Raw genomic sequence first — 21,243 nt, 5'->3', positions numbered from 1 at the left:
TGCATAAAGCACCCATGCCGCAGCTCACCCAAACGCCCGATGCCGCCGATTTCGCCCATGTCCGTGAATGGGTGTTCGATCTCGACAACACGCTCTATCCGCACCGCATCAACCTGTTCGAGCAGATCGACCGGAACATGACACGGTTCGTCTCGGAGCTGCTGCAAGTGGATGCCGTGGAGGCGAGGAAGCTCCAGAAGCAGTATTATCTCGACCACGGCACGACGCTTCAGGGCCTGATGATCCACCACCACGTGGACCCGAACGCCTTTCTGGAGCGGGCGCACGCCATCGACTATTCGCCGCTGCTGCCGCACCCCGAACTGGGCGAGGCCATCAAGGCGCTGCCGGGCCGCAAGTTCATCTTCACCAACGGCAGCGTGCCGCATGCGGAGGCGACGGCGCGGGCGCTCGGCATCCTCGACCATTTCGACGATATTTTCGACATCGTGGCGGCCGGTTACGTGCCGAAGCCGGCGGGAGAGACCTACGACAAGTTCGCGGCGCTGAACCGGGTCGACACAAGCCGGGCCGCCATGTTCGAGGACCTGCCGCGCAACCTCAAGGCGCCCAAGGAACGCGGCATGCGCACCGTGCTGATCGTGCCCAACAATCTGGGCGACGCCGTGCTCGACCGCTGGGAACAGGTGAGCGACGCCGACGACCACATCGACTACATGACGGAGGACCTGGAACGCTTCCTGCGCTCCGTCATCGGCCGGCTGTAAGCAAGCTTACCAAAATTTCATTCACATTACAGGCATTTAAGTGGTGGCCTGCAATTGCCCGGCCTATCTTCCTCTCATCAACAACCGAGAGGAAAAGACATGAATCTCAAGAAGATCGCCATTGTAGCCGTAGGTAGCGCCCTGCTGGCCGGCGGCATCGCTCACGCAGCTCCCTGGGATGGCGAGCGCGGCGGAAAACGCGGCCATGCGCATCAGGCAGGCCCGCGGGGCGACATGCGCTCCGATGCGGCCTTCATCCACATGCTGAAGCTCGCCGACGCCGACAAGGACGGCAAAGTGACGAAGGAAGAAGCCGACGCCGCCTTCCTGAAGATCTTCGACGAGATCGATGGCGACAAGGACGGCGCCGTGACGCCCGGCGAGTTCCGCAACTATACCCAGGCACGCATGGAAGAGTTCCGCAAGAACAACCCGCCCCCGGAGCGCGCGCAGGCAAACGATGCCGACGATCAGGAACAGGCACAGAACGATGCCCGCCCGGACCGTGAGCGCCCGCGCGGTGAACGGCATGCCGAACGCGGCGACGGGCCGCGTGGGGAAGGCCCGCGTGCGGAAGGACCGCGGGGCGACGGGCCGCGCGGCGAAGGCCGCGGCTGGTTCGGCCGGGACCGGGGCGATCGCGAAGCCCGCCCGTTGCGCGCCTCGCTGCCGCTGCGCCATGCCGACACCGATGAGAACGGCCAGGTCAGCCGCGAGGAAGCCAAGGCCTTCGGCGACAAGATCTTCGCCCGTCTGGACGTGAACAAGGACGGCGTGATGTCCATCGACGACCTGCCGGATCGTCCGTTCCCCTGACCTTCAGGCGCTGATCCCATGCATCGGGCCGGAGAGTGCGCTTCAGCGCTCCCCGGCCTTCCGCGCCGCAGCCTTGCCCCGGTTGCGGCGCGTCGGGAGTGTCCGTTCCGCCGCCCGCCCCCTACCCAGCGGGGCGGGCACTCCCCGTTTCACGCTTCGCCGGACATCCCGTAGAAATCCTGGATGATCCGCCAGCCGTCCTCGGCCGTCTCCGCGAAATTGACGAGTTCGATGTCCTCCGGCGCGATGGTGCCGAACTCGGACAGCGCCTCGAAATCGATGATCCGGCGCCAGAAGGCCTCGCCGAACAGGATCAGCGGCACCGGCGCCATGCGCCCGGTCTGGATCAGGGTCAGCGTTTCGAACAGTTCGTCCAGCGTGCCGAAACCGCCGGGGAAGACCGTGATCGCCTTCGCCCTCTTCAGGAAGTGCATCTTGCGGATGGCGAAATAGTGGAAGTTGAAGGACAGTTCGGGCGTCACGAAATGGTTCGGTGCCTGTTCGTGCGGCAAAACGATATTGAGGCCGATGGTCGGCGCGCCGGCATCCGCGGCGCCCTTGTTGCCGGCTTCCATCACGCCCGGCCCGCCGCCGGTGACGACGACGAATTCCTCGAAATCCGACCGGCGCGCATGATCGGAGCAGAGCTGCGCGAACTTGCGGGCCTCCTCGTAATAACGCGACGCACCCTCCAGATTGGCGCGCTGCACCGGATTGCGCGCCGCCCAGGCCTCGGCGCCGGGCGCGGGAATGCGCGCCCCGCCGAAGATCACGATGGTGGAGCGGATATTCATTTCGGCCAGCGCCATGTCCACCTTCATCAGTTCCAGTTGAAGGCGGACCGGCTGCAATTCCGGGCGCAGCAGGAAATCGGTATCGGCATAGGCGAGGCGATAGGCGGGCGACAGCGTCTGCGGTGTCTTCGGCACGTCCTCGGCGCGACGCTTGTCGCTCGAACTGCTCTGCAACGGATCCCACCGGCGGCCCGGTTTACGCTCGACCGCCTTGTCGTTTTTCGCCATGCTTTCCTCTCGTTCAAACAGCGCGCCCCGCCGGCCCCGGACGGACCCGGCGGGCGATGCGCAAATCACGTGTGCCGTGTCCGGCCGCCTGTCTCACGAGCGGTGCGGAACACGCGCGACCGGGACAACCGCATTGACGCCTGCCCGGCTCTCCCTTAGACCAATCGCATCCTGAGATAGACCGACCCCCAGATGATAGCCAGAGAATATTTAAGGAAAGCCATGACTACGGATCTCGCCTCCCTCGAAAAGATCATCGAAGCCGCTTTTGACGACCGCGACGCGGTGAACACCGGCACCAAAGGCGAAATCCGCGACGCCGTCGAGGCTTCGCTCGAGCTTCTGGACAGCGGCAAGGCCCGCGTCGCCTCGCGCGGCGCCGATGGCGCCTGGACCGTTCACCAGTGGCTGAAGAAAGCGGTTCTGCTCTCCTTCCGCCTGAACGACATGGAAGTGGTCAGGGGCGGTCCCGGTGCTGCGACCTGGTGGGACAAGGTGCCTTCCAAGTTCGAGAACTGGGGCGAGAACCAGTATCGCGCCGCCGGCTTCCGCGCCGTGCCGAACGCCGTCGTGCGCCGCTCCGCCTACATCGCCCGGAACGTCGTGCTGATGCCGTCCTTCGTCAATCTCGGCGCCTATGTCGACGAGGGCACGATGGTCGACACCTGGGCGACCGTCGGCTCCTGCGCCCAGATCGGCAGGAACGTCCATCTCTCCGGCGGCGTCGGCATCGGCGGCGTGCTGGAGCCGATGCAGGCCGGCCCGACCATCATCGAGGACAATTGCTTCATCGGCGCCCGCTCGGAAGTCGTCGAGGGCTGCATCATCCGCGAAGGCTCCGTGCTCGGCATGGGCGTCTATATCGGCAAGTCCACCAGGATCGTCGACCGCGCCACCGGCGAAATCACCTATGGTGAGGTGCCGCCCTATTCCGTCGTCGTTTCCGGCACGCTGCCGGGCAAGCCGTTCCCGAACGGCGAGCCGGGTCCCGGCCTCTACTGCGCCGTGATCGTCAAGCGCGTCGACGAGAAGACCCGCGCCAAGACCGGCATCAACGAACTGCTGCGCGACTGATTGTCCCGGCCGGCCGGAGCGATCCGGCCGGTTTTCTCTTCCGGAAACGCCCACCATGACCGCGACCGATCCCGTTGCCAATCTCCAGACATTGATCCGCTGCCCTTCGGTGACGCCCGACGAAGGCGGCGCCCTGTCGGCGCTGGAAGCGATGCTTGCGCCGCTCGGCTTTGCGGTGGAGCGGATGGTGGCGCGCGAGGAGGGCACGCCGGACGTCGAGAACCTCTACGCCCGCCTCGGCACGGAGGGGCCGCACCTGATGTTCGCCGGCCACACCGACGTCGTGCCGCCCGGCGACGCGGCGGCATGGAAGCATCCGCCCTTTGCGGCGACGCTCGACGGCGGCGACCTTTACGGCCGCGGCGCGGTCGACATGAAGGGCGGCATCGCCTGCTTCGTGGCGGCGGTCGCGCGCTCCATCGCAAGGCACGGCGCTCCGAGGGGCTCCCTCTCCTTCCTGATCACCGGCGACGAGGAAGGCCCTTCGATCAACGGCACCGAGAAACTGCTGAAATGGGCGGAGGAACGCGGCGAGCGCTGGAACGCCTGCCTCGTCGGCGAACCGACCAACCCGGACCAGCTCGGCGATATGATCAAGGTCGGCCGCCGCGGCTCCCTGTCCGGGCGCATCACCGTCCAGGGCGTGCAGGGGCATGTAGCCTACCCGCATCTGGCCGACAATCCGCTGCGCGGCCTGTTGCAGCTCACCCATGCGCTGATGGACCCGCCCTTCGACCACGGCACGGATCTTTTCCCGCCCTCGAACCTCGAAGTGACCTCCATCGACACCGGCAACACGGCCGTGAACGTCATTCCCGCACGGGCGAGCGCCGCTTTCAACATCCGCTTCAGCAACGTCTGGAACGAGGAAACGCTGAAGGCGGAAATCCGGCGGCGCCTCGACATCGCGGCCGCATCCGGTCCGCTGCGCCCCGGCCGTCCGCCGGTCGACTACACCATCGTCTGGCCCGAACGGGTCGGACAGGTGTTCCTGACCCGCGACGAGGCACTGATCTCCTCTCTGTCGGAAGCCATCGCCGCCGTCACCGGACAGGAACCGTCGCTCTCCACGACCGGCGGCACGTCGGATGCGCGCTTCATCAAGGACTACTGCCCGGTCGTGGAATTCGGCCTGGTCGGCCAGACGATGCACAAGGTGGACGAGCGCGTGGCCATTTCCGATCTGGAGAAGCTGACCGAAATCTACCAGACCTTCATCGAAAGCTGGTTCCGGCATGCCGAGGCTTGAGGAAGTCCGATTCTATCTGCGCGGCCTCATGCTGCTGGCCATGCACGATCCGCAGGGGTTCCGCCAGCTCGACCTGACGGACCGCGGCATGGTTCGGTCCTTCTGGGCGATCGTCTGGACCTTCCCGGCCATCCTGGTTTCGTGGCTGTGGCGGCGGGCGCTGTTCCTCGACGGCATGCCGGAAGGCTTCCGCCCGGGATCGACCTTCTATCTGCGGCTTGCGATGGTGGAAGCCGCCGGCTGGATATTCCCCATCGTCGTCGCCGGCATCCTGCTCTTCGCGCTGAAGGCGGAAAAGTTCTTTCCGGCGGCGGTCGTCGTCAACAACTGGCTGTCCGTGCCTTTCGCCTATGCCTATACGGTGCTTGTGATCCTGCTCGTACTGCTTCCCGGCGCCGCGCCGATCATCTCGCTGCTGTGGCTGGCGCTGGTGTTCGCCCTGGTCACGATGCTGTTCCGCATCCTCTACCTCGTCTGCGAAAAGCAGAACCTGATGGCGGGAACGCTGACCATGCTGCTGCTCGTGCCGCCGCTGCTGCTGGCCGACTGGTTGCAGCGCTTTCTCGGCATCTTCCCGGTCTGAGTGCAGTCAGCCGGCGTAATCGACCTGCATGAAATAGAGCCCGTCGGGCGGCGCGACCGGCCCGCAATATTTACGGTCGCGGGCTTCCAGCGCCGTCTGCACGTCGTCGGGCGTCATCTTGCCGTCGCCGGCGAGCTTCAGCGTTCCGGCGAAGGAGCGGATCTGGTTGTGCAGGAAACTCTGGGCGGTGGCACGGATCTCCACGACATCGCCGTTTCGCGTCACGTCCAGCCGGTCGAGCGTTCTGACCGGGCTGTTCGCCTGACAATGGGCGGAGCGGAAGGTGGAAAAATCGTGCTTGCCGACCAGGCGTTGCGCCGCGGCATGCATGGCCTCGTGATCCAGCGGCCGGGGCACCCACCAGGCGCGGTTCGCCTCCAGCGCCAGGCGGGCCGGACGGTTGACGATGCGGTAGAGATAGTGGCGGCGCAGGGCGGAAAAACGCGCGTCGAATTCCGGGCCGACCGCCTTCGCGTCGAGGACGGAGACGCGCTCCCCGGCGAGCGCCAGATGCGCGTTCAGCGCGTTGCGCAGCTTGTATTCCGCCCATTCCCGCGACAGATCGGCATGGATGACCTGCCCCAGCGCATGCACGCCGGAATCGGTGCGGCCGGCGCCGCGGATCGTCACGGCTTCGCCCGTCAGCGACAGGAGCGCGCCCTCGAGCGCGCTCTGCACGGAATGGCCGTTCTCCTGCCGCTGCCAGCCGACATAGGTCGTGCCGTCATATTCGACCGTCATGCGGTAACGCGGCATCAGGCAAGCCTCGTTCCGGCGGGAACCGGCGTGCCGCGCAGGAAATCCACGGCGGCAAGCGGCTTGCCGCCCGCCTTCTGGAGCGTCGTCAGCCGCACCGCGCCCTCGCCGCAGGCAACCGTCAGCGGAAGTCCGTCCAGAACCTCGCCGGCTTGGCCGTTCCCGTCACCGATCGTCGACCCCAGTATCTTCACGCGCTCCGGCCGGCCGTTGACCGTCAGTTCGAACCAGGCGCCCGGCACCGGCGCAAGGCCGCGAATGTGATTGTGGACATCGGCCGCCGGCTTGGAGAATTCGACACGGGTTTCCTCCTTCGAAATCTTGGCGGCGTAGAGAACCCCCTCCTCCGGCTGCGGTGTCAACGGCAGGTCGCCGGCCTCCAGCCTTTCCATAGCCTCGATCATGGCCGAGGCGGCGAGCGGCGAAAGGGCGTCGTGCAGCTCGCCGGCCGTCATGTCCGGGCCGATGGCGATCTCGCGGGTCAGGGCCACGGGGCCGGTGTCCAGCCCCTTGTCCATCTTCATCACCATCATGCCGGTCTTCCTGTCGCCGGCCATGATGGCGCGCTGGATGGGGGCGGCGCCGCGCCAGCGCGGCAGCAGGGATGCGTGTCCGTTATAGCAGCCGAGCCTCGTTCCGGTCAGGATCGCCTCGGGCAGCAGCAGGCCATAGGCGACGACCACCGCCACATCGGCACCGAAGGCGCGGAAGCGTTCGCCGTCTTCCTGCGCCTTGAAGTTCACCGGCGTGAGAACGGGAAGCCCGAGCGCGTCGGCGGTGCGATGCACCGGCGAGGGCACGGGTTCGAGACCGCGGCGTCCGCCCGGGCGCGGCGGCTGCGTATAGACCGCGACGATCTCGTGGCCGGCCCTGGCCAGCCCTTCCAGAACCGGCACCGAGAAGTCCGGCGTGCCCATGAAGACGATGCGGAGCGTCATGACGGCCTCCTCCCGTTTGAGAATGAGAGCGTCGCTCCCCTCAGACCTTGGCCTTGGCGGCCTTGGTGAACTTGCGGATCACCATGTCCCGTTTCAGGCGCGAAATATGATCGATGAACAGAACGCCATCCAGATGGTCGATCTCGTGCTGGAGACAGGTGGCGAGAAGCCCGTCGGCCTGCAACATCTGCTCCCGGCCCTCACGGTCGAGGAAGCGCACGGTCACTTCGGAGGGGCGCTCCACCTCGGCATAGTAGTCGGGAATCGAAAGGCAGCCTTCCTCGTAGACCGAGCGCGTGTCGGACGAGGCGACGATTTCCGGATTGATGACGACGAGCGGCTGCTTGTCCTCGCCTTCCCGGGCGATGTCGATCACCAGAAGCCGGCGTGGCACACCGATCTGAATCGCGGCAAGGCCGATGCCGGGCGCATCGTACATGGTGTCCAGCATGTCGTCGGCCAGCGTCCGGGTCTCCGAATCGACACGCTCGACGGGCCTGGAAACCTCGCGCAGCAAGGGGTCCGGCAAAATGATAAGGGGCTTGATCGTCATAAGGCTCCCTTAGCGCATCTTGCCCGGCGATGGAATAATCCGCTTGCGCCGCGAGGCGATATTTTTGATGCCCGGCCGGCTGTTCAAGCCGCTTCGCGCCAGTCGTCGCCGGGATAGGCCGAAACGATCTGCCCGTGGGCGCTTCCCCGGGTCCTGAAACCGTCGAGCGTCGTCACGAGCAGATCGAGCTGCTCGCGCAGGCCGGCGGTTTCGCCGGAGGTCTTTTCCACCATCGCGGCATTCTGCTGGGTGATCTCGTCCATGTTGTGGATCGCCACATTGACCTCGCCCACGCCCGTGGCCTGGTCGCGCGCCGCCGAGGCGATGCCGGTGACGATGCGGTTGATCGAATCGATGCGATCGATCATGCCGCTCAGCGCCTCGCCGGTGTTGCTGACCAGCGCGACGCCTTCCTGTACCTGATTGGAGCTTTGCTCGATCAGGGCCTTGATCTCCTTGGCGGCATCTGCCGAACGTTGCGCAAGCTGGCGCACCTCCTGCGCGACGACGGCGAAGCCCTTGCCCGCATCGCCAGCGCGGGCCGCCTCGACGCCGGCATTGAGTGCCAGAAGATTGGTCTGGAAGGCGATATCGTCGATCACGCCGATGATCTTGTAGACTTCGGAAGACGAACGCTCGATCCCGGCCATCGCCGAGACGGCCTTGGTCACGACCTCACCCGAGGTTCTCGCGGCGGTCTGGGTATCGCGCACGACCTTGAAGGCCTGCTCCGCGCTGGCCGCGGTCTGGCCGACGCTGACGGAAAGCTGCTGAAGTGCCGCCGAGCTTTCCTCCACGCCGGCGGCCTGCTGCGCGGTGCGCATGGCAAGGTCGTCGGCAGCCGAGGCGATGGCCTCGGTCCGCGCCAGGATTTCCCGGGACGACTCGCGCACGCCGCCGAAGGAGCGCCGCAGCCCCACAAGCGTCGCATTGTAGTTCGCCGCCATCTCCTTGTAGTTGTCGGGCAGGTCCGTCGTCATTTCCGTTTCGAAATCGCCCTGGGCCAGCGCCGCCAGCCCGGCGCGCAGATGCTCGAGCGCGATCTTCTGATCGGCCTCGAACCTGAGCCGCTCGGACTCCATCGCCTGCCGCTGGTTTTCCAGCGCCTCGAGATAGGTCGAGATCGCGTAATCCATGTCGAGGTTCGAGACCTTGACGATGGCCACGATCTTGTCCGCCAGACGCTTCGCATGCCGCTTGCCGAAGAAGAAGGGCCAGTGCTTGTCCAGCACCGCGTGAACCAGGCCGGCGACGACCAGCGAGTAGGAGCCGATATACCATTGCGGCTCGAGCCCGATGCGCGCATGGGTCCTGCCGATCATGGTGACGCTGCGGACGTAATCCGCATCCAGCTGACCGCCGGAAAGCCGCTCCCAGTGCTTTTCCTGCAACCCCTTGGCGCCGTTCATATGGCCCTTGTCGCGGAAAAATCCGCCAAGGGCCGGAACCCGGGCGATCTTGTCGTAGAAGTAATCGAGCGTGCCGCCGAGGCTTTCGCGAATGGCCGGCTGTATCTCCCTCAAGGTGCGACGGGTCTTCTCGTCGATCTCCACAAACTCGAGACGCTCTCTCAGCGTCTTTTCCACATCATCGGCCATCTGCAACCCCCACCCGTCCCATTCCCTATCGTGATCAAAAGCAATTCATTATCTTAAATGCGGGAAGGCCGGCCGGCGTCTTTCAGACGCAATCCGCTGGAAACCGTCGGCTATAGGTTGCCTAGTACCGTTTTAGAATTTTGAATCCATTATTAGAACTCAAGGAATTAGGTATATCGGGCCTTAATCCGGCATGACCAGAATTCACCCCCCAGAACTTCCCGTGGATTTGACACGCGGAATGGATTTCTCCACTGTCGCAACCGGCCAGATCGAGGAGGAAACGGCGTGATCAAGGTGCTTGGCTCCATCAATATCGACCTGATTGCGAATGCCGTGCGGCTGCCGCAGCCGGGCGAGACGGTCGGCGGCACGGCCTTTTCCATGTCCGCCGGCGGCAAGGGCGCCAATCAGGCACTGGCGGCGCGGCGCGCGGGACGGTCCGTCGCCCTGACAGGCGCGACCGGACGGGACGAGTTCGCCGCCCCGGCGCTTGCGTTCCTGGCCGAGGCCGGCGTCGATCTTTCCGGCGTGCGGCAGACGGAGCAGCCCACCGGAACGGCGCTCATCACGGTTTCGGCGGACGGCGAGAACACCATCGTCGTCGTGCCCGGCGCCAACGGCGTGCTGACCGAGGACGATGCCGTCGCCACGATAGAGGGGGCGAGCGAAGGCGATATCCTGATGCTGCAACTGGAAGTGCCGGCAGCGGTCGTCGAAAAGGCGCTCGTTCTCGCGCGAAAGAAGGGGCTCGTCTCCCTTCTCAACGTCGCGCCCCTGACCGACGACGCGGTGCGGCTCGCCGCCCTTGCGGATATCGTGATCGCCAACGAAACGGAATTCGCGCTTCTCGCCGGCATCGACGCCTACAGCGAGGCCGCGCTTGCGACCCTGCATGCCCGGACAGGGCAGACGGTCGTCGTGACACTCGGCGCCGACGGCGTCGTCGCGGCGAGCGGTGGTGCTGTCCGGCGCGCAGAGGGTCTGGCGATACGGCCCGTCGACACCGTCGGCGCCGGCGACACGTTTTCGGGCTATCTGGCGGCCAGTCTCGATGCGGGCCTCAGCCTGGAGAAATCCCTGCGCCGTGCGGCGGTCGCCGGCTCGCTCGCCTGCCTCGCGCATGGCGCACAGCCCTCGATCCCGCTGGCGGAGGCGGTGGACGCCGCACTCTGAGCCGCGGCGATCCGACAAGGCCCTGTCACTCGCAATGGCCGCCTTTTACATGCGATTAACATTTTAATTTGTATTTTACACGTCATGACGCGCGCATGATTGTGCCCTGTCGCTCCATGACGGAGCATTTCCCAAAAGAACTTCGTTTCATTCTCATTTGCGGCAATGCTCCGTTGTCGAGGAATTCATGTCGAAAATCCTTCTCAAGTCCCTGGCGGGCAAACTCATTCTGGCAACCGGCGTCGCCATCGCAGGCGTGATGCTGGTCTCCAACTCGTTCCTCATCTTCCAGACGCGCGACCGCGTCCAGCAATTGACGCTCGAACGCGCCGAAGCCGAGGCCAGCTCGATCGCCAACGAACTCAGGGCCAGCACGGGCCTGATGATCAGCGCGGCGCGCTCTATGGCCGACATCATCGGCAAGACGCATGCGGCAAACCTTCTCGACCGCGCCGGCGTCGTCACCATCCTGAAGGCGAGCACCGACCAGAACCCGTCGGCGTTCGGAAGCTGGTTCATGGAAGAGCCGCAGGCTTTCGACGGCCGCACCGACATCCGCGACGACAAGACGCTGGGCACGAACGCCAACGGCGTCTTCACGCCCTACTGGGCCAAGGACCGCAACGGCCAGATTTCGCTGACCACCTTCGCCGAGGATTATGCCGCGGCCTGGTACAAGGTCTCCAGGGACACGCAGAAGGGCGCCATCACGCCGCCCTACACGACGCAGGACACGGACGTGCCGACCCTGATGACCTCGATTTCCTATCCGGTCCTGTCCGGCGGCAGGCTGATCGGCGTCAGCGGCGTCGACATGTCGCTCGCATCGCTTTCCGACCATCTCTCGCAGCTGAAGCCTTTCGGCACCGGCCGCGTCATGCTGGTGTCCGGCGACGGCAAATGGCTCGTCGCGCCGACGCAAGACCGGCTGATGCAGGACTATGACGGCGAAGGCGCCGACCTCGTCAGGCAATCCATCGCCTCGATGAAGCCGGTGAGCTTCCATGCGACGGAGGAAGCCGGCAGCACAGGCGGCTACCAGCGCGTGGTGCTGCCCTTCACCGTTCCGGACATGCCGACCACCTGGGCCGTTCTCGTGGATGTGCCGAACACGGCCATCGGCGCCGCCGTCAACGAACAGACCACCCTTATGGTCATCGGCGCGATCGTCGTTCTGGGCGCCGTCATCCTCGCGCTCTACCTCGCCGTCCGCAGCCTGATCCGCCGCCCGATCGACAGCCTCGTCAGCGATGTCGCCCGGCTCGGCTCCGGCGACTACGACCAGCCCGTCACCGGCCAGAACCGTTCGGACGAGATCGGCTCCGTCGCCAAGGCGCTCGAAGGCTTCCGTCATGCGCTGGCCCAGTCCCATCTCCATGAGCAGGAAGCCGCCGCGCATCGCCGGGATGCGGAAAACCAGCGCAACCTGTCGGAAGCCGACCGCGTCCGCTCCGAGGAACTGCAACGCCATATCGTTTCCATCGTCGGCGAAGGGCTGACGGCGCTTTCCCACGGCCGGCTCAGCCACCGCATCACCGAAGCCTTCCCGGGCGAATACGCCAAGCTGCGCGACGACTTCAACGCGGCGATATCCAGCCTCGAAGAGACGATCATCACGGTCAACAGTACGATCCAGGGCATCGGCAACGGCACGGGCGAAATCTCCGGCAGCGTCTCGAACCTTTCGCAGCGCACCGAGCAGCAGGCCGCCAGCCTCGAGGAAACGGCCGCCGCCCTCAACGAGATCACCGAACAGGTGAACTCCAGCGCCCAGAACGCCAAGTCGGCGGCCACGACCGTCGCCCTGGCCTGCACCGATGCGGAAAAATCGGGCGAGATCGTCCAGCGCGCCATCACCTCCATGCAGGGGATCGAGCGTTCGTCGAGCCAGATCGGCCAGATCATCAGCGTCATCGACGAGATCGCCTTCCAGACCAATCTGCTGGCGCTCAATGCCGGCGTCGAGGCGGCACGGGCCGGCGATGCGGGCAAGGGCTTCGCCGTCGTCGCGCAGGAGGTGCGCCAGCTTGCCCAGCGCTCGGCGGACGCCGCCAAGGAAATCCGCTCGCTGATCAACGCCTCCTCCACGCAGGTGGCGGAAGGCGTGGATCTGGTCGGCGAGGCGGGCGCCGCGCTCGAAGGCATTTCCGCGCAGGTCATGCAGATCAGCGGCCTGATCCGGGAAATCTCGCAGTCGGCGAGCGAGCAGGCCGTCGGCCTGAAGGAAGTCAATGCCGCCATGAACCAGATGGACCAGGTGACGCAGCACAATGCGGCGATGGTGGAGGAAACCACCGCCGCCTCGATGGCGCTGAAGGACGAGGCCGAGCGCCTGCGGGCGCTTTCCACCCGCTTCCAGGTCTCCGGCGGTTCCGCCGCCGCGCCGGGCGCATTGCGCGAAACCGCCGCAGCCCTGCGGGCCGCCGCCTCGCCGCGCGCACCCGCAAGGCCGGAAGCGCCGGTTCGCAAACCCGCCCCGCGCGCAGCGGCGCAGGCCGCCGAGAACTGGGAAGAGTTCTGACACCGGGCCATACGACATGAAAGAGGCCGCCGGGCATGCCCCGGCGGCCTTCTTCTTTCACGCCCCGCCGGCCCCGGCCTCAGAGACGGGCCACCCGTTCCGTCAGGAGATCGAAGAAGCCCTGATCGTCGGCGAAACGCATGACGGTCGCATTGGGCCTGCGGCCCGAAACCTGCCACCAGTCGACCACCGTCATGCCGAGCGTCAGGGGCGAGTGCGTCTCGATCTCGACATTGCAGTCGCGTCCGCTGAAAAGCTCCGGCTTCAGAAGCCAGGCGATGACGGAGGGATCGTGCAGCGGACCGCCGTCGCTGCCGTATTTCTCGACATCGAAGCGCTCGAAGAATTCCAGCATTTCGGCGAGCGCCACCGCCGGACGCGTTCCGATCGCCTTCAGCCGTTCGACGCGACGCCGGTAGGTCAGCAGCCGGTGAGTGACATCCAGCGGCATCATGGTGATCGGCATGCCCGCCGCGAAGACTTCCGCAGCCGCTTCCGGATCGACATAGATGTTGAACTCCGCAGCGGGCGTGATGTTGCCCCCCTCGAAAAAGCCGCCGCCCATCATCACGAGGCGCTTGATACGCCCGGCGATGGCCGGCTCCCGGCGCAGGGCCATGCCGATATTGGTCAACGGCCCGAGCGCGCACAGCGTCACCGTTCCGGCCGGTTCGCGCATCAGCGTCTCGACGATGAAATCCACGGCGTGCTGCCGTTCGACGGACATCGACGGCTCCGGCAGGACGGGGCCGTCGAGGCCGGTCTTGCCGTGAACGTGCTCGGCCGTCACCAGGGGCCGTTCCAGCGGCCCGGAGGCGCCCTCGTAGACCTTGATGTCCCGACGGTCGCACAGTTCGCAGACGATGCGCACATTGCGGCTCGTCAGCGTCAGCGGCACGTTGCCCGCAACCGCGCAGATGCCCAGAACCTCCACCTCCTCGCGACTGCCGAGCGCCAGCATGATCGCGGCGGCATCGTCCTGTCCCGGGTCCGTATCGATGATGATTTTCTGCGGTGCTGGCATGTCGTCCTTCCGGGGCTTTCCTCGTGCGACGATATGGGATCGGCATGGCGGTCCATGTCAATACGGCGCAACCCGGGGCGGCGGCTTATGCAGGACAATTCCTTGCATGCGCACGGCCCCTTCCTATATTGACAGCAGCTTGAGACGCCGAGAGGAAAACGAATGGCTGGAGACGCGACGAGCCCCTTTTCCCACCCCCTCCTGATCGGCTTCGACATGCTGGAAGAAAGCCTGCGCCGCCACATGCGCAGCAATGACGGCTACCCTCCCTACAATATCGAGCGCCTGCGCAACCGGAAAAGCGGCTCCGACCATCTGCGTATCACCCTTGCCGTCGCCGGATTCTCGGAGGACGAACTGGATGTCCTGACGGAAGAAAACCGCCTGATCGTGCGCGGACGGCAGGTCGAGCGCCCCGAGGCCGACTATCTTCACCGCGGCATCGCGGCGCGGCAGTTCCAGCGCGTTTTCCTGCTGGCGGAAGGCATCGAAGTGCAGGGCGCGCGATTGCGCAACGGTCTTCTCGCGATCGATCTGGTCCGCCCGGAAAATATAAACATGGTAAAGAAAATTAACATTTCCGTCTCAAAGTAGCATTGCGGCGAAGGCCGAGACTTCCTCTGTTTCACGGAGAAACAGCAATGCTTTTAAAAGAAGCCCACGCGCTTTTGACCCCTTCGCAACTGGCGCATATCGGCGCGGGTGAAGTTGCCTATGTCCGCAAGATGCGGTCCGAAGAAGTGTCCCGATGCTTCCCGGAAGCGCCGGTCATCGATCCCCAGCTGGATCTCTGGGCGCTGTTCGGCGCGGACGGCACACCGATCCTCCTGACCGACAACCGGTCGAGCACCTTCTTCAAGGCGGCCGAGGACGACCTGAAAACCATCAGCGTACACTGATGCAAACGGCCCGCTGGAAAACGGCGGGCCGTAACGATTCCACCTGAAGCCATTCCGGCAAAAGTGCGCAGCGGTTTTGCTGAAATTGCTCTAGATTCGACGAAAGGTCAGGTAAGCGGACGAGCGCCCTTCCCGCCTGGCTTTCGCCTCGTAGCGGGTGCCAGGCCAGCCGGCATAGGGCGTCAGCCAGTCGGCGGCGTTGCGGGCGGTCCACGCGAAGCCGCCATGACGCTTGCAGTGCTGAAGCGTCCAGTTCACATAGGTGTCGATATCCGAGGCGAAGCAGAAATGGCCGCCGGGCTTCAGCACGCGATGGAACCGGCGGAGATTGACCTGCGACACGAACCGGCGCTTCCAGTGCTTCCGCTTCGGCCACGGGTCCGCGTAGAGCAGGTCGATCTGGTCGACGGAGGCTTCCGGCAGCCAGTCGAGCAGAACGGTGGCATCGTCGTCATAGACCCGGATATTGCGAAGATCGCGGTCGCGCACGCTGCCGAGCAGCTTGGCCATCGAATTGACGAAGGGTTCCACGCCGATGAAGCCCGTGGCCGGCTCCTCGGTTGCGCGATGAACGAGGTGCTCGCCCCCGCCGAAACCGATCTCCAGCCTGATGCGCTCTACCGGCACCGGAAAAAGCTTAGACAGATCGGCGACCGGTGGCCCGTTCGGGTCGATGCGAAGCGCCGGCAGCAGATGCTCCATGACATCCAGTTGCCGGTCGCGCAACGCCTTGCCCTTGCGGCGACCGAAGAAGGCTTCGGTCGCGCGGCTGCGTCTCGTCTCCTCGCTCACGCCCGGATCAACCCTTGATCGCGTCCTTGAGTGGCTTCACCAGGTCGAGGCGCTCCCAGGAGAAGGAACCGTCGCGGCCCGCCTTGCGTCCGAAATGCCCATAGGCGGACGTCCTGGCATAGATCGGCTTGTTGAGGTCGAGATGACGGCGGATGCCGGTCGGCGAAAGATCGATGACCTGCCGGATCGCGGCCTCGACCTGGTCCTCGCTGACCTTGCCCGTTCCGTGCAGGTCGACATAGATCGCCAGCGGCTGGGCGATACCGATCGCATAGGCGATCTGGATCGTGCAGCGTTCGGCAAGGCCGGCGGCGACGACGTTCTTGGCCAGATAGCGGGCGGCATAGGCGGCGGAGCGGTCGACCTTGGTCGTGTCCTTGCCCGAGAATGCGCCGCCGCCGTGCGGCGCGGCACCGCCATAGGTATCGACGATGATCTTGCGGCCGGTGAGGCCGGCGTCGCCATCGGGACCGCCGATCACGAACTTGCCGGTCGGGTTGATGTACCACTTGCAATCGTCGGCGATCTTCAGGTCGCCCAGGGCCTCGCGGATATAGGGCTCGACGACGGAGCGAACATTGTCCGAATCCCAGCTGTCGTCCAGATGCTGCGTGGAAAGAACGATGGAGGCCACCTCGGCGGGCTTGCCGTCGACATAGCGCACCGTCACCTGGCTTTTGGCATCGGGACCGAGCTTTGCGGCATCGCCCTCGCCCTTCTTGCGGGCGGCGGCCAGAAGCTGAAGGATACGGTGGGAATAATAGATCGGCGCCGGCATCAGGTCCGGGGTCTCGCGGCAGGCGTAACCGAACATGATGCCCTGGTCGCCGGCGCCCTCGGCATTGTCGTGGTCGGCAGCCTTGTCGACGCCCTGGGCGATGTCGGCCGACTGGGAATGCAGCAGCACATCGATGCGCGCCGTCTTCCAGTGAAAGCCGTCCTGCTCGTAACCGATGTCGCGGATCGCCTTGCGGGCGGCCGACTTGAACTTCGAGGGGTTGATGACGTCCTTGCCGTCCTTGTCCTTCTTGAGAAGGCTCGGCGGCAGGCGAACCTCGCCGGCGATCACGACGCGGTTGGTCGTCGCCAGCGTTTCGCAGGCGATGCGAACGGTCCACGGATCGATACCGGTCTTGGCGGCTTCGCGGTAGACCAGATCGACGATCTCATCGGAAATGCGGTCGCAAACCTTGTCGGGATGCCCCTCGGACACGGACTCGCTGGTGAAGAGGTAGTTGGCACGCATTCGGGATTCCCCTCAAAGAAAGACACAAGATAGGCTTCTATTCAGTTCGCAGGCGGAAGACAAGCGCACAACGACATAAGCATATCTTTATGTCACGCGCCAGCGCAGCGCAACCGCCGACATGGCGGGCACCCCCCGCATTCGGACACAAAAAAGCGGCCCGCAGGCCGCTTTCGGGAACGATGCTTGTCTAGCGGACCTACTCCGCCTCGCCATCGTCGGCGAGCACCTTGACCAGATCGACGATCCGGCGGCGGACCTTGGGGTCGGCGATCTTGACGAACGCACGGTTGAGTTGCAATCCTTCCGAGGAGGAGAGGAAATCGACCACGTAGTTCGAGCTGGCCGCCTCCGCCAGGCCATCGGCCCGGACCGGGTTATCGCCGGGCGCATCCTCGAAGAAGAACGAGACGGGCACGTTGAGGATGCTCGAAATATTCTGGAGACGGCTGGCGCCAACGCGGTTGGTGCCCTTCTCGTATTTCTGTATCTGCTGGAAGGTGATTCCGAGGCTTTCACCCAGCTTCTCCTGGCTCATGCCCAGCATGGTGCGACGCAGCCTGATTCTGCTCCCGACATGAATGTCGATCGGGTTCGGCTTTTTTTTATTCTCCATCATCATGTCCTGACTAAAATTAAAAAACCGCGTTCGCTCCACACCAGAATACAACCGGATACACGCGTGTGCTTTATACACAATACAGCCAGAGCGCGTCCTGGAGTAGAAAGTTTCGGCACTATGCAATTTTAGGGGTTTTCGGTCAATTCTCCCCGAAAACAAAACGTCGGCGGGTCAAAACAACGTAAACAAACGCCGCCAGAATCAACAACCAGAAGTTACTTTTTCGCCAGAGTATAAAGCCAGACGGTCGCGCTTTCATATCCACGGTAGCATCCACTTTACCTTTCGTGCCAAGGCTTAAACCGGCAATAATTCTGCCTTTCGCGTCGACGACGGCCGAAATGCCATTATTGGCGGCCCGAATCAAGGGAAGACCGGTTTCGACGGCCCTCACCCGCGCCTGCTGGAAATGCTGCCAGGGCCCCGGCGTCAGCCCGAACCAGGCATCGTTGGTGACGTTGAGCAGCGCATTCGCACCGGCCTCGACGCCGTCCATCTCGTCGGGAAAAATGATCTCGTAGCAGATGAGCGGATAAAGGCCCATGCCGTTCGGCAGCGTCAGGCCGGTCCGGCGCGTGGCCGCCGTGAAGCCGCCCGGAAGCGCGATCAGGTTATCCATCCCCAGCTCGCGCAGGATGTCTTCCATCGGCAGATATTCGCCGAACGGTGTCAGATGCACCTTGTCGGCCGCCGCGAGGATCTGCCCGCTGCTGTCGATCACGTAAACGGAATTGTAGTAGCGTGGCAGATAGCCGGCGGCGGCCTCCTCCATGCGCACCGCGCCGGTGATGAGGATCTGCCCGTCGTCCAGCATCTCCGCGATGGCTGCCAGCGCGTCGGTATTCTCCGTCAGGATGAAGGGGATGGAGGTCTCGGGCCAGACGATCACGTCGGGACGCGGCCCGCCCTCTTCCGGCGGCAGCGCCGAAAGACGCAGATGCTCCCTGAATATCTCCGCGCGGTCGTTGCCCTGCAACTTCACTGACTGGTCGATATCGGGCTGGACCAGCCGGACGTTGAGTTTCCCGGGCCCTTCCGGTTCCGGCTGCGACAGGGCCCAGAAGCCGTATCCGAACTGGGCCGCGACGAGGATGAGCGCCAGACCGATACCGGTCTTGACGCCCTTGCCCGTGCCGAGCAGGGCGGGCGCGGCAGTGACGAGGACCGTCAGAACCGTCATGCCGTGCAAACCGACCACGGCGACGGGCTGCATCATGACCGGAAGGGGCATGAGCCCGTAGCCGATGGAATTCCAGGGAAAGCCCGTGAACAGGAACGCCCGCAGCCATTCGGCAAGGCCGAAGCCGACGGCAAGCGCGCCGATGCGCCCGGCGCCATCGGACCAGAACAGGCGCGCCACGAGGGCGGCAAGGCCGTAGTAGACCGCCAGGACGGCCGGAAGCCCCAGCGTCGCCAGCGGCAGCGCCCAGGCGAATTCGTCGGCCTCGAGCAGCAGCGCGTTGCCGAGCCACCACAGGCCCGCGACGAAATAGCCGAAACCGAAGCACCAGCCGAGAAGAAAGGCCGAAAGCAGGCGGCGCATCCAGCCGCCGTCCGGCCCGCCGGACACGCCGTCGAGCAGCCAGACCAGCATCGGAAAGGCCACGAACAGCGCAGCGAAGAAACTGAGCGGCGGCATCGCCAGCGCCGCAAAGGCACCGGCCAGAATGGCCAGCAGGGCGCGACGCCACCCCCACAACAGCATGACCCTGCCCGCAAGCCGTTCCACGCAGATTCCTTTCCGCATACCATCTCGCCGCCCCGGCCGAGCAGGCGGGGCGAAGACGACGAATCACATGGCGCGATCTTGCAGAAAAACGCGACGCTTGTCGTCACCGGAGCGACGCGGCGGCGGTTTCACATGCCGGGGAACGGCGCCTGTCCGCTCAGTTCCCGTCCGCCGGCGGAGACGGTTGCGCATCGGTGGCCGCAGGCACGTCCGCCTTCGGGCCGGCTTCGATCTTGAGCGCCCCGCGCTGGCGACGGCTCACAGCCGTCTTCTTGCGGGTGATGCGAACGCGCTTGATGCGGCGCGGATCGGCATCGAGAATATGGAACTCGAAGCCGGGGACGGCCTCCACCACCTCGCCACGGGCCGGAATGCGGCCGAGCGCGGAGAAGATCAGCCCGCCGAGCGTGTCGATCTCCTCGGCCTGTTCGCGCACGTCGAAATCCGAACCGACCGTCTCGGCGATCTCGTCAAGTTCGACGCGGGCATCCGCGATATAGGTATCGTCCGACACGCAGACGATCATCGCGTCCTCGTCGTCGTGTTCGTCATCGATATCGCCGACGACCATTTCGACGATATCCTCGTGGGAAACGAGACCGTCCGTTCCGCCATATTCGTCGATCACCACCGCCATCTGGGTGCGGGCGGCCTGCATCCGCTTGAGAAGATCGGACGCCAGCATGGACGGGGGCACGAACAGAACCGAGCGGATCAGCCCCGCCTCGGCCACGGACTTGTCGAGATCGACACGGGCCAGGTCGAAGACCGGGCGCGGCTGGCGGGCCGGCTTCTCGCCGTTCTCCGGCGGCGGCGCCTTGCTGCCGTTGCGGCGCTTGTTGCGGGCCTGGCGCGTCACATAGGACAACACGTCGCGGATGTGGACCATGCCGCGCGGATCGTCCAGCGTCTCGGCATAGACCGGCATGCGCGAGCGGCCGGAATCCTCGAGCAGGATCAGCAGGTCGCGGATGGAAATGCTCTGCTCGACCGCCTCGATATCGGCGCGCGGAACCATGACATCCTCGACGCGAACCTCGCGGAAATGCAGGATGTTCTGCAACATCGCCCGCTCTTCCGGCGAGAAGGCGGCGCTGATCTCGGAATCCGTCATCAGCGCGTCGGCGATGTTCTCTCTCAGCTTTTCTCCCTGGGCAGGGCGCCACAGACGCGCAGCGCGCGCCCAGAATGACGGGCGCGCACGCGCCGCCGTCTCCTGTCCGCCGGAGGAACTACTACTTCCCTCTTCGGACGACGAAGCACCCGCTTCATCCCTGGCCGCCGAGGCCGTATGTGTCGTAAAGTCGCTCATTATACCTGTCTGTCAAACGGGACCCTGACCCGCATAGGGATCAGATAGGCCAAGAGACGCCAAAATGCGAGTCTCGAGCCCCTCCATTTTCTCCGCCTCTTCGGCAATCATATGATCGTAACCGAAAAGATGCAAAAATCCATGCACAAGAAGGTGCGCCAGGTGCTCGTCGAACGTTTTTTCCAGCGCCTCGGCCTCGCGCTCCACCGTTTCGCGGGCAATCACGATATCGCCCAGCATCGGGCCGGGCATGTCGCCGGGCGCCAGCGGGGCGGCGGGAAAGGACAAAACGTTGGTCGGCTTGTCCTGCTGGCGCCACTCCGCGTTGATCGTCCGGATATCCTCGTCGCCGGTGAAAAGCAGCGAAACCTCCACCGGATGCTCCGGGAAGGGCTGCTCCTCGTTCTCGGCGAGATAGGACGCGGCCATCCCGAGGATACGGGCCGACACCGCCTCCAGGACCGGTTCATCCGGCCATCCGGCGTCTTCGACGCTCACCTGTATGTCGAGTTCGGGCATGGGCCTGTCGCTTGAACCTTCTCATCGTGATGAAAAACGGGGCGCCTTCGGGCGGCCCAGTATATCGAGCACCCCCTCTCCTTCGC

Annotated in this window: 21 protein-coding genes; 9 read left to right on the top strand and 12 right to left on the bottom strand. The window is 64.8% G+C overall.

All coding sequences use genetic code 11. The features are described from left to right. Nucleotides 1-14: 14 nt before the first annotated feature. Complete coding sequence (locus NOF55_RS01670; protein WP_306409576.1) at nt 15-728, top strand: pyrimidine 5'-nucleotidase; 714 nt, start codon at nt 15-17, stop codon at nt 726-728. A 99-nt stretch (nt 729-827) separates the two neighbouring features. Next, nucleotides 828-1,544 (top strand): hypothetical protein, encoded by a 717-nt coding sequence (locus tag NOF55_RS01665; protein WP_306409575.1) that lies wholly within the window; start codon nt 828-830, stop codon nt 1,542-1,544. 149 nt (nt 1,545-1,693) lie between these two features. Here the strand turns inward: NOF55_RS01665 and NOF55_RS01660 are convergent, their stop codons facing one another. Beyond that, nucleotides 1,694-2,566, bottom strand: a complete 873-nt coding sequence (locus tag NOF55_RS01660; RefSeq protein ID WP_306409574.1) for an LOG family protein — start codon at nt 2,564-2,566, stop codon at nt 1,694-1,696. A gap of 222 nt (nt 2,567-2,788) precedes the next feature. On the opposite strand from NOF55_RS01660, the gene dapD reads away from it, so the two are divergent. From dapD to NOF55_RS01645, 3 genes are read left to right on the top strand one after another with little or no spacing between them, the layout of a single operon-like run. Further along, the gene (gene dapD, locus NOF55_RS01655) at nt 2,789-3,640 is read left to right on the top strand and encodes a 2,3,4,5-tetrahydropyridine-2,6-dicarboxylate N-succinyltransferase (RefSeq protein WP_306409573.1); all 852 of its coding nucleotides are present in this window, start codon (nt 2,789-2,791) and stop codon (nt 3,638-3,640) included. A 55-nt stretch (nt 3,641-3,695) separates the two neighbouring features. Next, the gene (dapE, locus tag NOF55_RS01650) at nt 3,696-4,889 is read left to right on the top strand and encodes a succinyl-diaminopimelate desuccinylase (protein WP_306409572.1); all 1,194 of its coding nucleotides are present in this window, start codon (nt 3,696-3,698) and stop codon (nt 4,887-4,889) included. Next, a complete protein-coding gene (locus tag NOF55_RS01645) occupies nt 4,876-5,472 on the top strand; it encodes a hypothetical protein (protein WP_306409571.1) in 597 nt (198 codons plus the stop codon). The genes dapE and NOF55_RS01645 overlap by 14 nt, the downstream gene beginning before the upstream one ends. Nucleotides 5,473-5,478: 6 nt before the next feature. Here NOF55_RS01645 and truA read toward each other — a convergent pair whose 3' ends face one another. From truA to NOF55_RS01625, 4 genes are all read right to left on the bottom strand, one after another. Beyond that, nucleotides 5,479-6,228, bottom strand: coding sequence for a tRNA pseudouridine(38-40) synthase TruA (truA, locus tag NOF55_RS01640; RefSeq protein WP_306409570.1), 750 nt, complete (start codon nt 6,226-6,228; stop codon nt 5,479-5,481). Then, nucleotides 6,228-7,166 carry a methionyl-tRNA formyltransferase gene (gene fmt / locus NOF55_RS01635; RefSeq protein ID WP_306409569.1) on the bottom strand — a complete coding sequence of 313 codons (939 nt, stop codon included), beginning with the start codon at nt 7,164-7,166 and terminating at the stop codon, nt 6,228-6,230. Before fmt ends, truA begins: the two co-directional genes overlap by 1 nt. A gap of 40 nt (nt 7,167-7,206) precedes the next feature. Beyond that, a complete protein-coding gene (def, locus tag NOF55_RS01630; RefSeq protein ID WP_306409568.1) occupies nt 7,207-7,719 on the bottom strand; it encodes a peptide deformylase in 513 nt (170 codons plus the stop codon). A gap of 83 nt (nt 7,720-7,802) precedes the next feature. Next, nucleotides 7,803-9,317: a globin-coupled sensor protein gene (locus NOF55_RS01625; RefSeq protein ID WP_306409567.1), complete on the bottom strand. Its 1,515-nt coding sequence runs from the start codon at nt 9,315-9,317 to the stop codon at nt 7,803-7,805. 288 nt (nt 9,318-9,605) lie between these two features. Here NOF55_RS01625 and NOF55_RS01620 point away from each other — a divergent pair, with 288 nt between their 5' ends. Beyond that, entirely contained in the window at nt 9,606-10,493 is an 888-nt protein-coding gene (locus NOF55_RS01620) for a ribokinase (RefSeq protein WP_306409566.1), read from the top strand. Nucleotides 10,494-10,680: 187 nt separating this feature from the next. Further along, the gene (locus tag NOF55_RS01615; RefSeq protein ID WP_306409565.1) at nt 10,681-13,014 is read left to right on the top strand and encodes a methyl-accepting chemotaxis protein; all 2,334 of its coding nucleotides are present in this window, start codon (nt 10,681-10,683) and stop codon (nt 13,012-13,014) included. A gap of 79 nt (nt 13,015-13,093) precedes the next feature. Here NOF55_RS01615 and NOF55_RS01610 read toward each other — a convergent pair whose 3' ends face one another. Next, entirely contained in the window at nt 13,094-14,038 is a 945-nt protein-coding gene (locus NOF55_RS01610; protein ID WP_306409564.1) for a nucleoside hydrolase, read from the bottom strand. Nucleotides 14,039-14,200: 162 nt separating this feature from the next. Between NOF55_RS01610 and NOF55_RS01605 the strand changes: the two genes are divergently transcribed. Further along, a complete protein-coding gene (locus NOF55_RS01605) occupies nt 14,201-14,632 on the top strand; it encodes an Hsp20 family protein (RefSeq protein WP_306409563.1) in 432 nt (143 codons plus the stop codon). A gap of 47 nt (nt 14,633-14,679) precedes the next feature. Next, nucleotides 14,680-14,937, top strand: coding sequence for a BQ00720 family protein (locus NOF55_RS01600; RefSeq protein ID WP_306409562.1), 258 nt, complete (start codon nt 14,680-14,682; stop codon nt 14,935-14,937). 90 nt (nt 14,938-15,027) lie between these two features. Here the strand turns inward: NOF55_RS01600 and trmB are convergent, their stop codons facing one another. From trmB to ybeY, 6 genes are all read right to left on the bottom strand, one after another. After that, nucleotides 15,028-15,729, bottom strand: a complete 702-nt coding sequence (gene trmB / locus NOF55_RS01595) for a tRNA (guanine(46)-N(7))-methyltransferase TrmB (protein WP_306409561.1) — start codon at nt 15,727-15,729, stop codon at nt 15,028-15,030. 7 nt (nt 15,730-15,736) lie between these two features. Further along, entirely contained in the window at nt 15,737-16,975 is a 1,239-nt protein-coding gene (gene metK, locus NOF55_RS01590) for a methionine adenosyltransferase (protein WP_306409560.1), read from the bottom strand. Between the two features lie 199 nt (nt 16,976-17,174). After that, on the bottom strand, nt 17,175-17,594 hold the full coding sequence (locus NOF55_RS01585) for a helix-turn-helix domain-containing protein (RefSeq protein WP_306409559.1): 420 nt from the start codon (nt 17,592-17,594) through the stop codon (nt 17,175-17,177). 142 nt (nt 17,595-17,736) lie between these two features. Then, nucleotides 17,737-19,326, bottom strand: a complete 1,590-nt coding sequence (gene lnt, locus NOF55_RS01580; protein WP_306409558.1) for an apolipoprotein N-acyltransferase — start codon at nt 19,324-19,326, stop codon at nt 17,737-17,739. A 157-nt stretch (nt 19,327-19,483) separates the two neighbouring features. After that, on the bottom strand, nt 19,484-20,638 hold the full coding sequence (locus tag NOF55_RS01575; RefSeq protein ID WP_306409557.1) for a hemolysin family protein: 1,155 nt from the start codon (nt 20,636-20,638) through the stop codon (nt 19,484-19,486). 12 nt (nt 20,639-20,650) lie between these two features. Further along, nucleotides 20,651-21,157, bottom strand: coding sequence for an rRNA maturation RNase YbeY (gene ybeY, locus NOF55_RS01570; protein ID WP_306409556.1), 507 nt, complete (start codon nt 21,155-21,157; stop codon nt 20,651-20,653). Nucleotides 21,158-21,243 lie beyond the last annotated feature (86 nt).

The sequence above is a fragment of the Ectorhizobium quercum genome (assembly GCF_026552795.1).
GTDB classification, from domain to species: Bacteria; Pseudomonadota; Alphaproteobacteria; order Rhizobiales; family Rhizobiaceae; genus Ectorhizobium; species Ectorhizobium quercum.
The sequence above is the reverse complement of the archived record's forward strand: the minus strand, read 5'-3'. Positions and strand labels throughout refer to the sequence as shown.

Excerpts from the sequence above, each read along its gene's own strand:
- NOF55_RS01585 (WP_306409559.1), bottom strand. The coding sequence starts at position 17,594 with ATGATGGAGAATAAAAAAAAGCCGAACCCGATCGACATTCATGTCGGG.
- def (WP_306409568.1), bottom strand. The coding sequence starts at position 7,719 with ATGACGATCAAGCCCCTTATCATTTTGCCGGACCCCTTGCTGCGCGAG.
- dapD (WP_306409573.1), top strand. The coding sequence starts at position 2,789 with ATGACTACGGATCTCGCCTCCCTCGAAAAGATCATCGAAGCCGCTTTT.
- NOF55_RS01660 (WP_306409574.1), bottom strand. The coding sequence starts at position 2,566 with ATGGCGAAAAACGACAAGGCGGTCGAGCGTAAACCGGGCCGCCGGTGG.
- NOF55_RS01625 (WP_306409567.1), bottom strand. The coding sequence starts at position 9,317 with ATGGCCGATGATGTGGAAAAGACGCTGAGAGAGCGTCTCGAGTTTGTG.
- NOF55_RS01600 (WP_306409562.1), top strand. The coding sequence starts at position 14,680 with ATGCTTTTAAAAGAAGCCCACGCGCTTTTGACCCCTTCGCAACTGGCG.
- NOF55_RS01645 (WP_306409571.1), top strand. The coding sequence starts at position 4,876 with ATGCCGAGGCTTGAGGAAGTCCGATTCTATCTGCGCGGCCTCATGCTG.
- NOF55_RS01670 (WP_306409576.1), top strand. The coding sequence starts at position 15 with ATGCCGCAGCTCACCCAAACGCCCGATGCCGCCGATTTCGCCCATGTC.
- NOF55_RS01605 (WP_306409563.1), top strand. The coding sequence starts at position 14,201 with ATGGCTGGAGACGCGACGAGCCCCTTTTCCCACCCCCTCCTGATCGGC.
- ybeY (WP_306409556.1), bottom strand. The coding sequence starts at position 21,157 with ATGCCCGAACTCGACATACAGGTGAGCGTCGAAGACGCCGGATGGCCG.
- NOF55_RS01575 (WP_306409557.1), bottom strand. The coding sequence starts at position 20,638 with ATGAGCGACTTTACGACACATACGGCCTCGGCGGCCAGGGATGAAGCG.
- metK (WP_306409560.1), bottom strand. The coding sequence starts at position 16,975 with ATGCGTGCCAACTACCTCTTCACCAGCGAGTCCGTGTCCGAGGGGCAT.
- dapE (WP_306409572.1), top strand. The coding sequence starts at position 3,696 with ATGACCGCGACCGATCCCGTTGCCAATCTCCAGACATTGATCCGCTGC.
- NOF55_RS01610 (WP_306409564.1), bottom strand. The coding sequence starts at position 14,038 with ATGCCAGCACCGCAGAAAATCATCATCGATACGGACCCGGGACAGGAC.
- NOF55_RS01615 (WP_306409565.1), top strand. The coding sequence starts at position 10,681 with ATGTCGAAAATCCTTCTCAAGTCCCTGGCGGGCAAACTCATTCTGGCA.
- fmt (WP_306409569.1), bottom strand. The coding sequence starts at position 7,166 with ATGACGCTCCGCATCGTCTTCATGGGCACGCCGGACTTCTCGGTGCCG.
- NOF55_RS01665 (WP_306409575.1), top strand. The coding sequence starts at position 828 with ATGAATCTCAAGAAGATCGCCATTGTAGCCGTAGGTAGCGCCCTGCTG.
- truA (WP_306409570.1), bottom strand. The coding sequence starts at position 6,228 with ATGCCGCGTTACCGCATGACGGTCGAATATGACGGCACGACCTATGTC.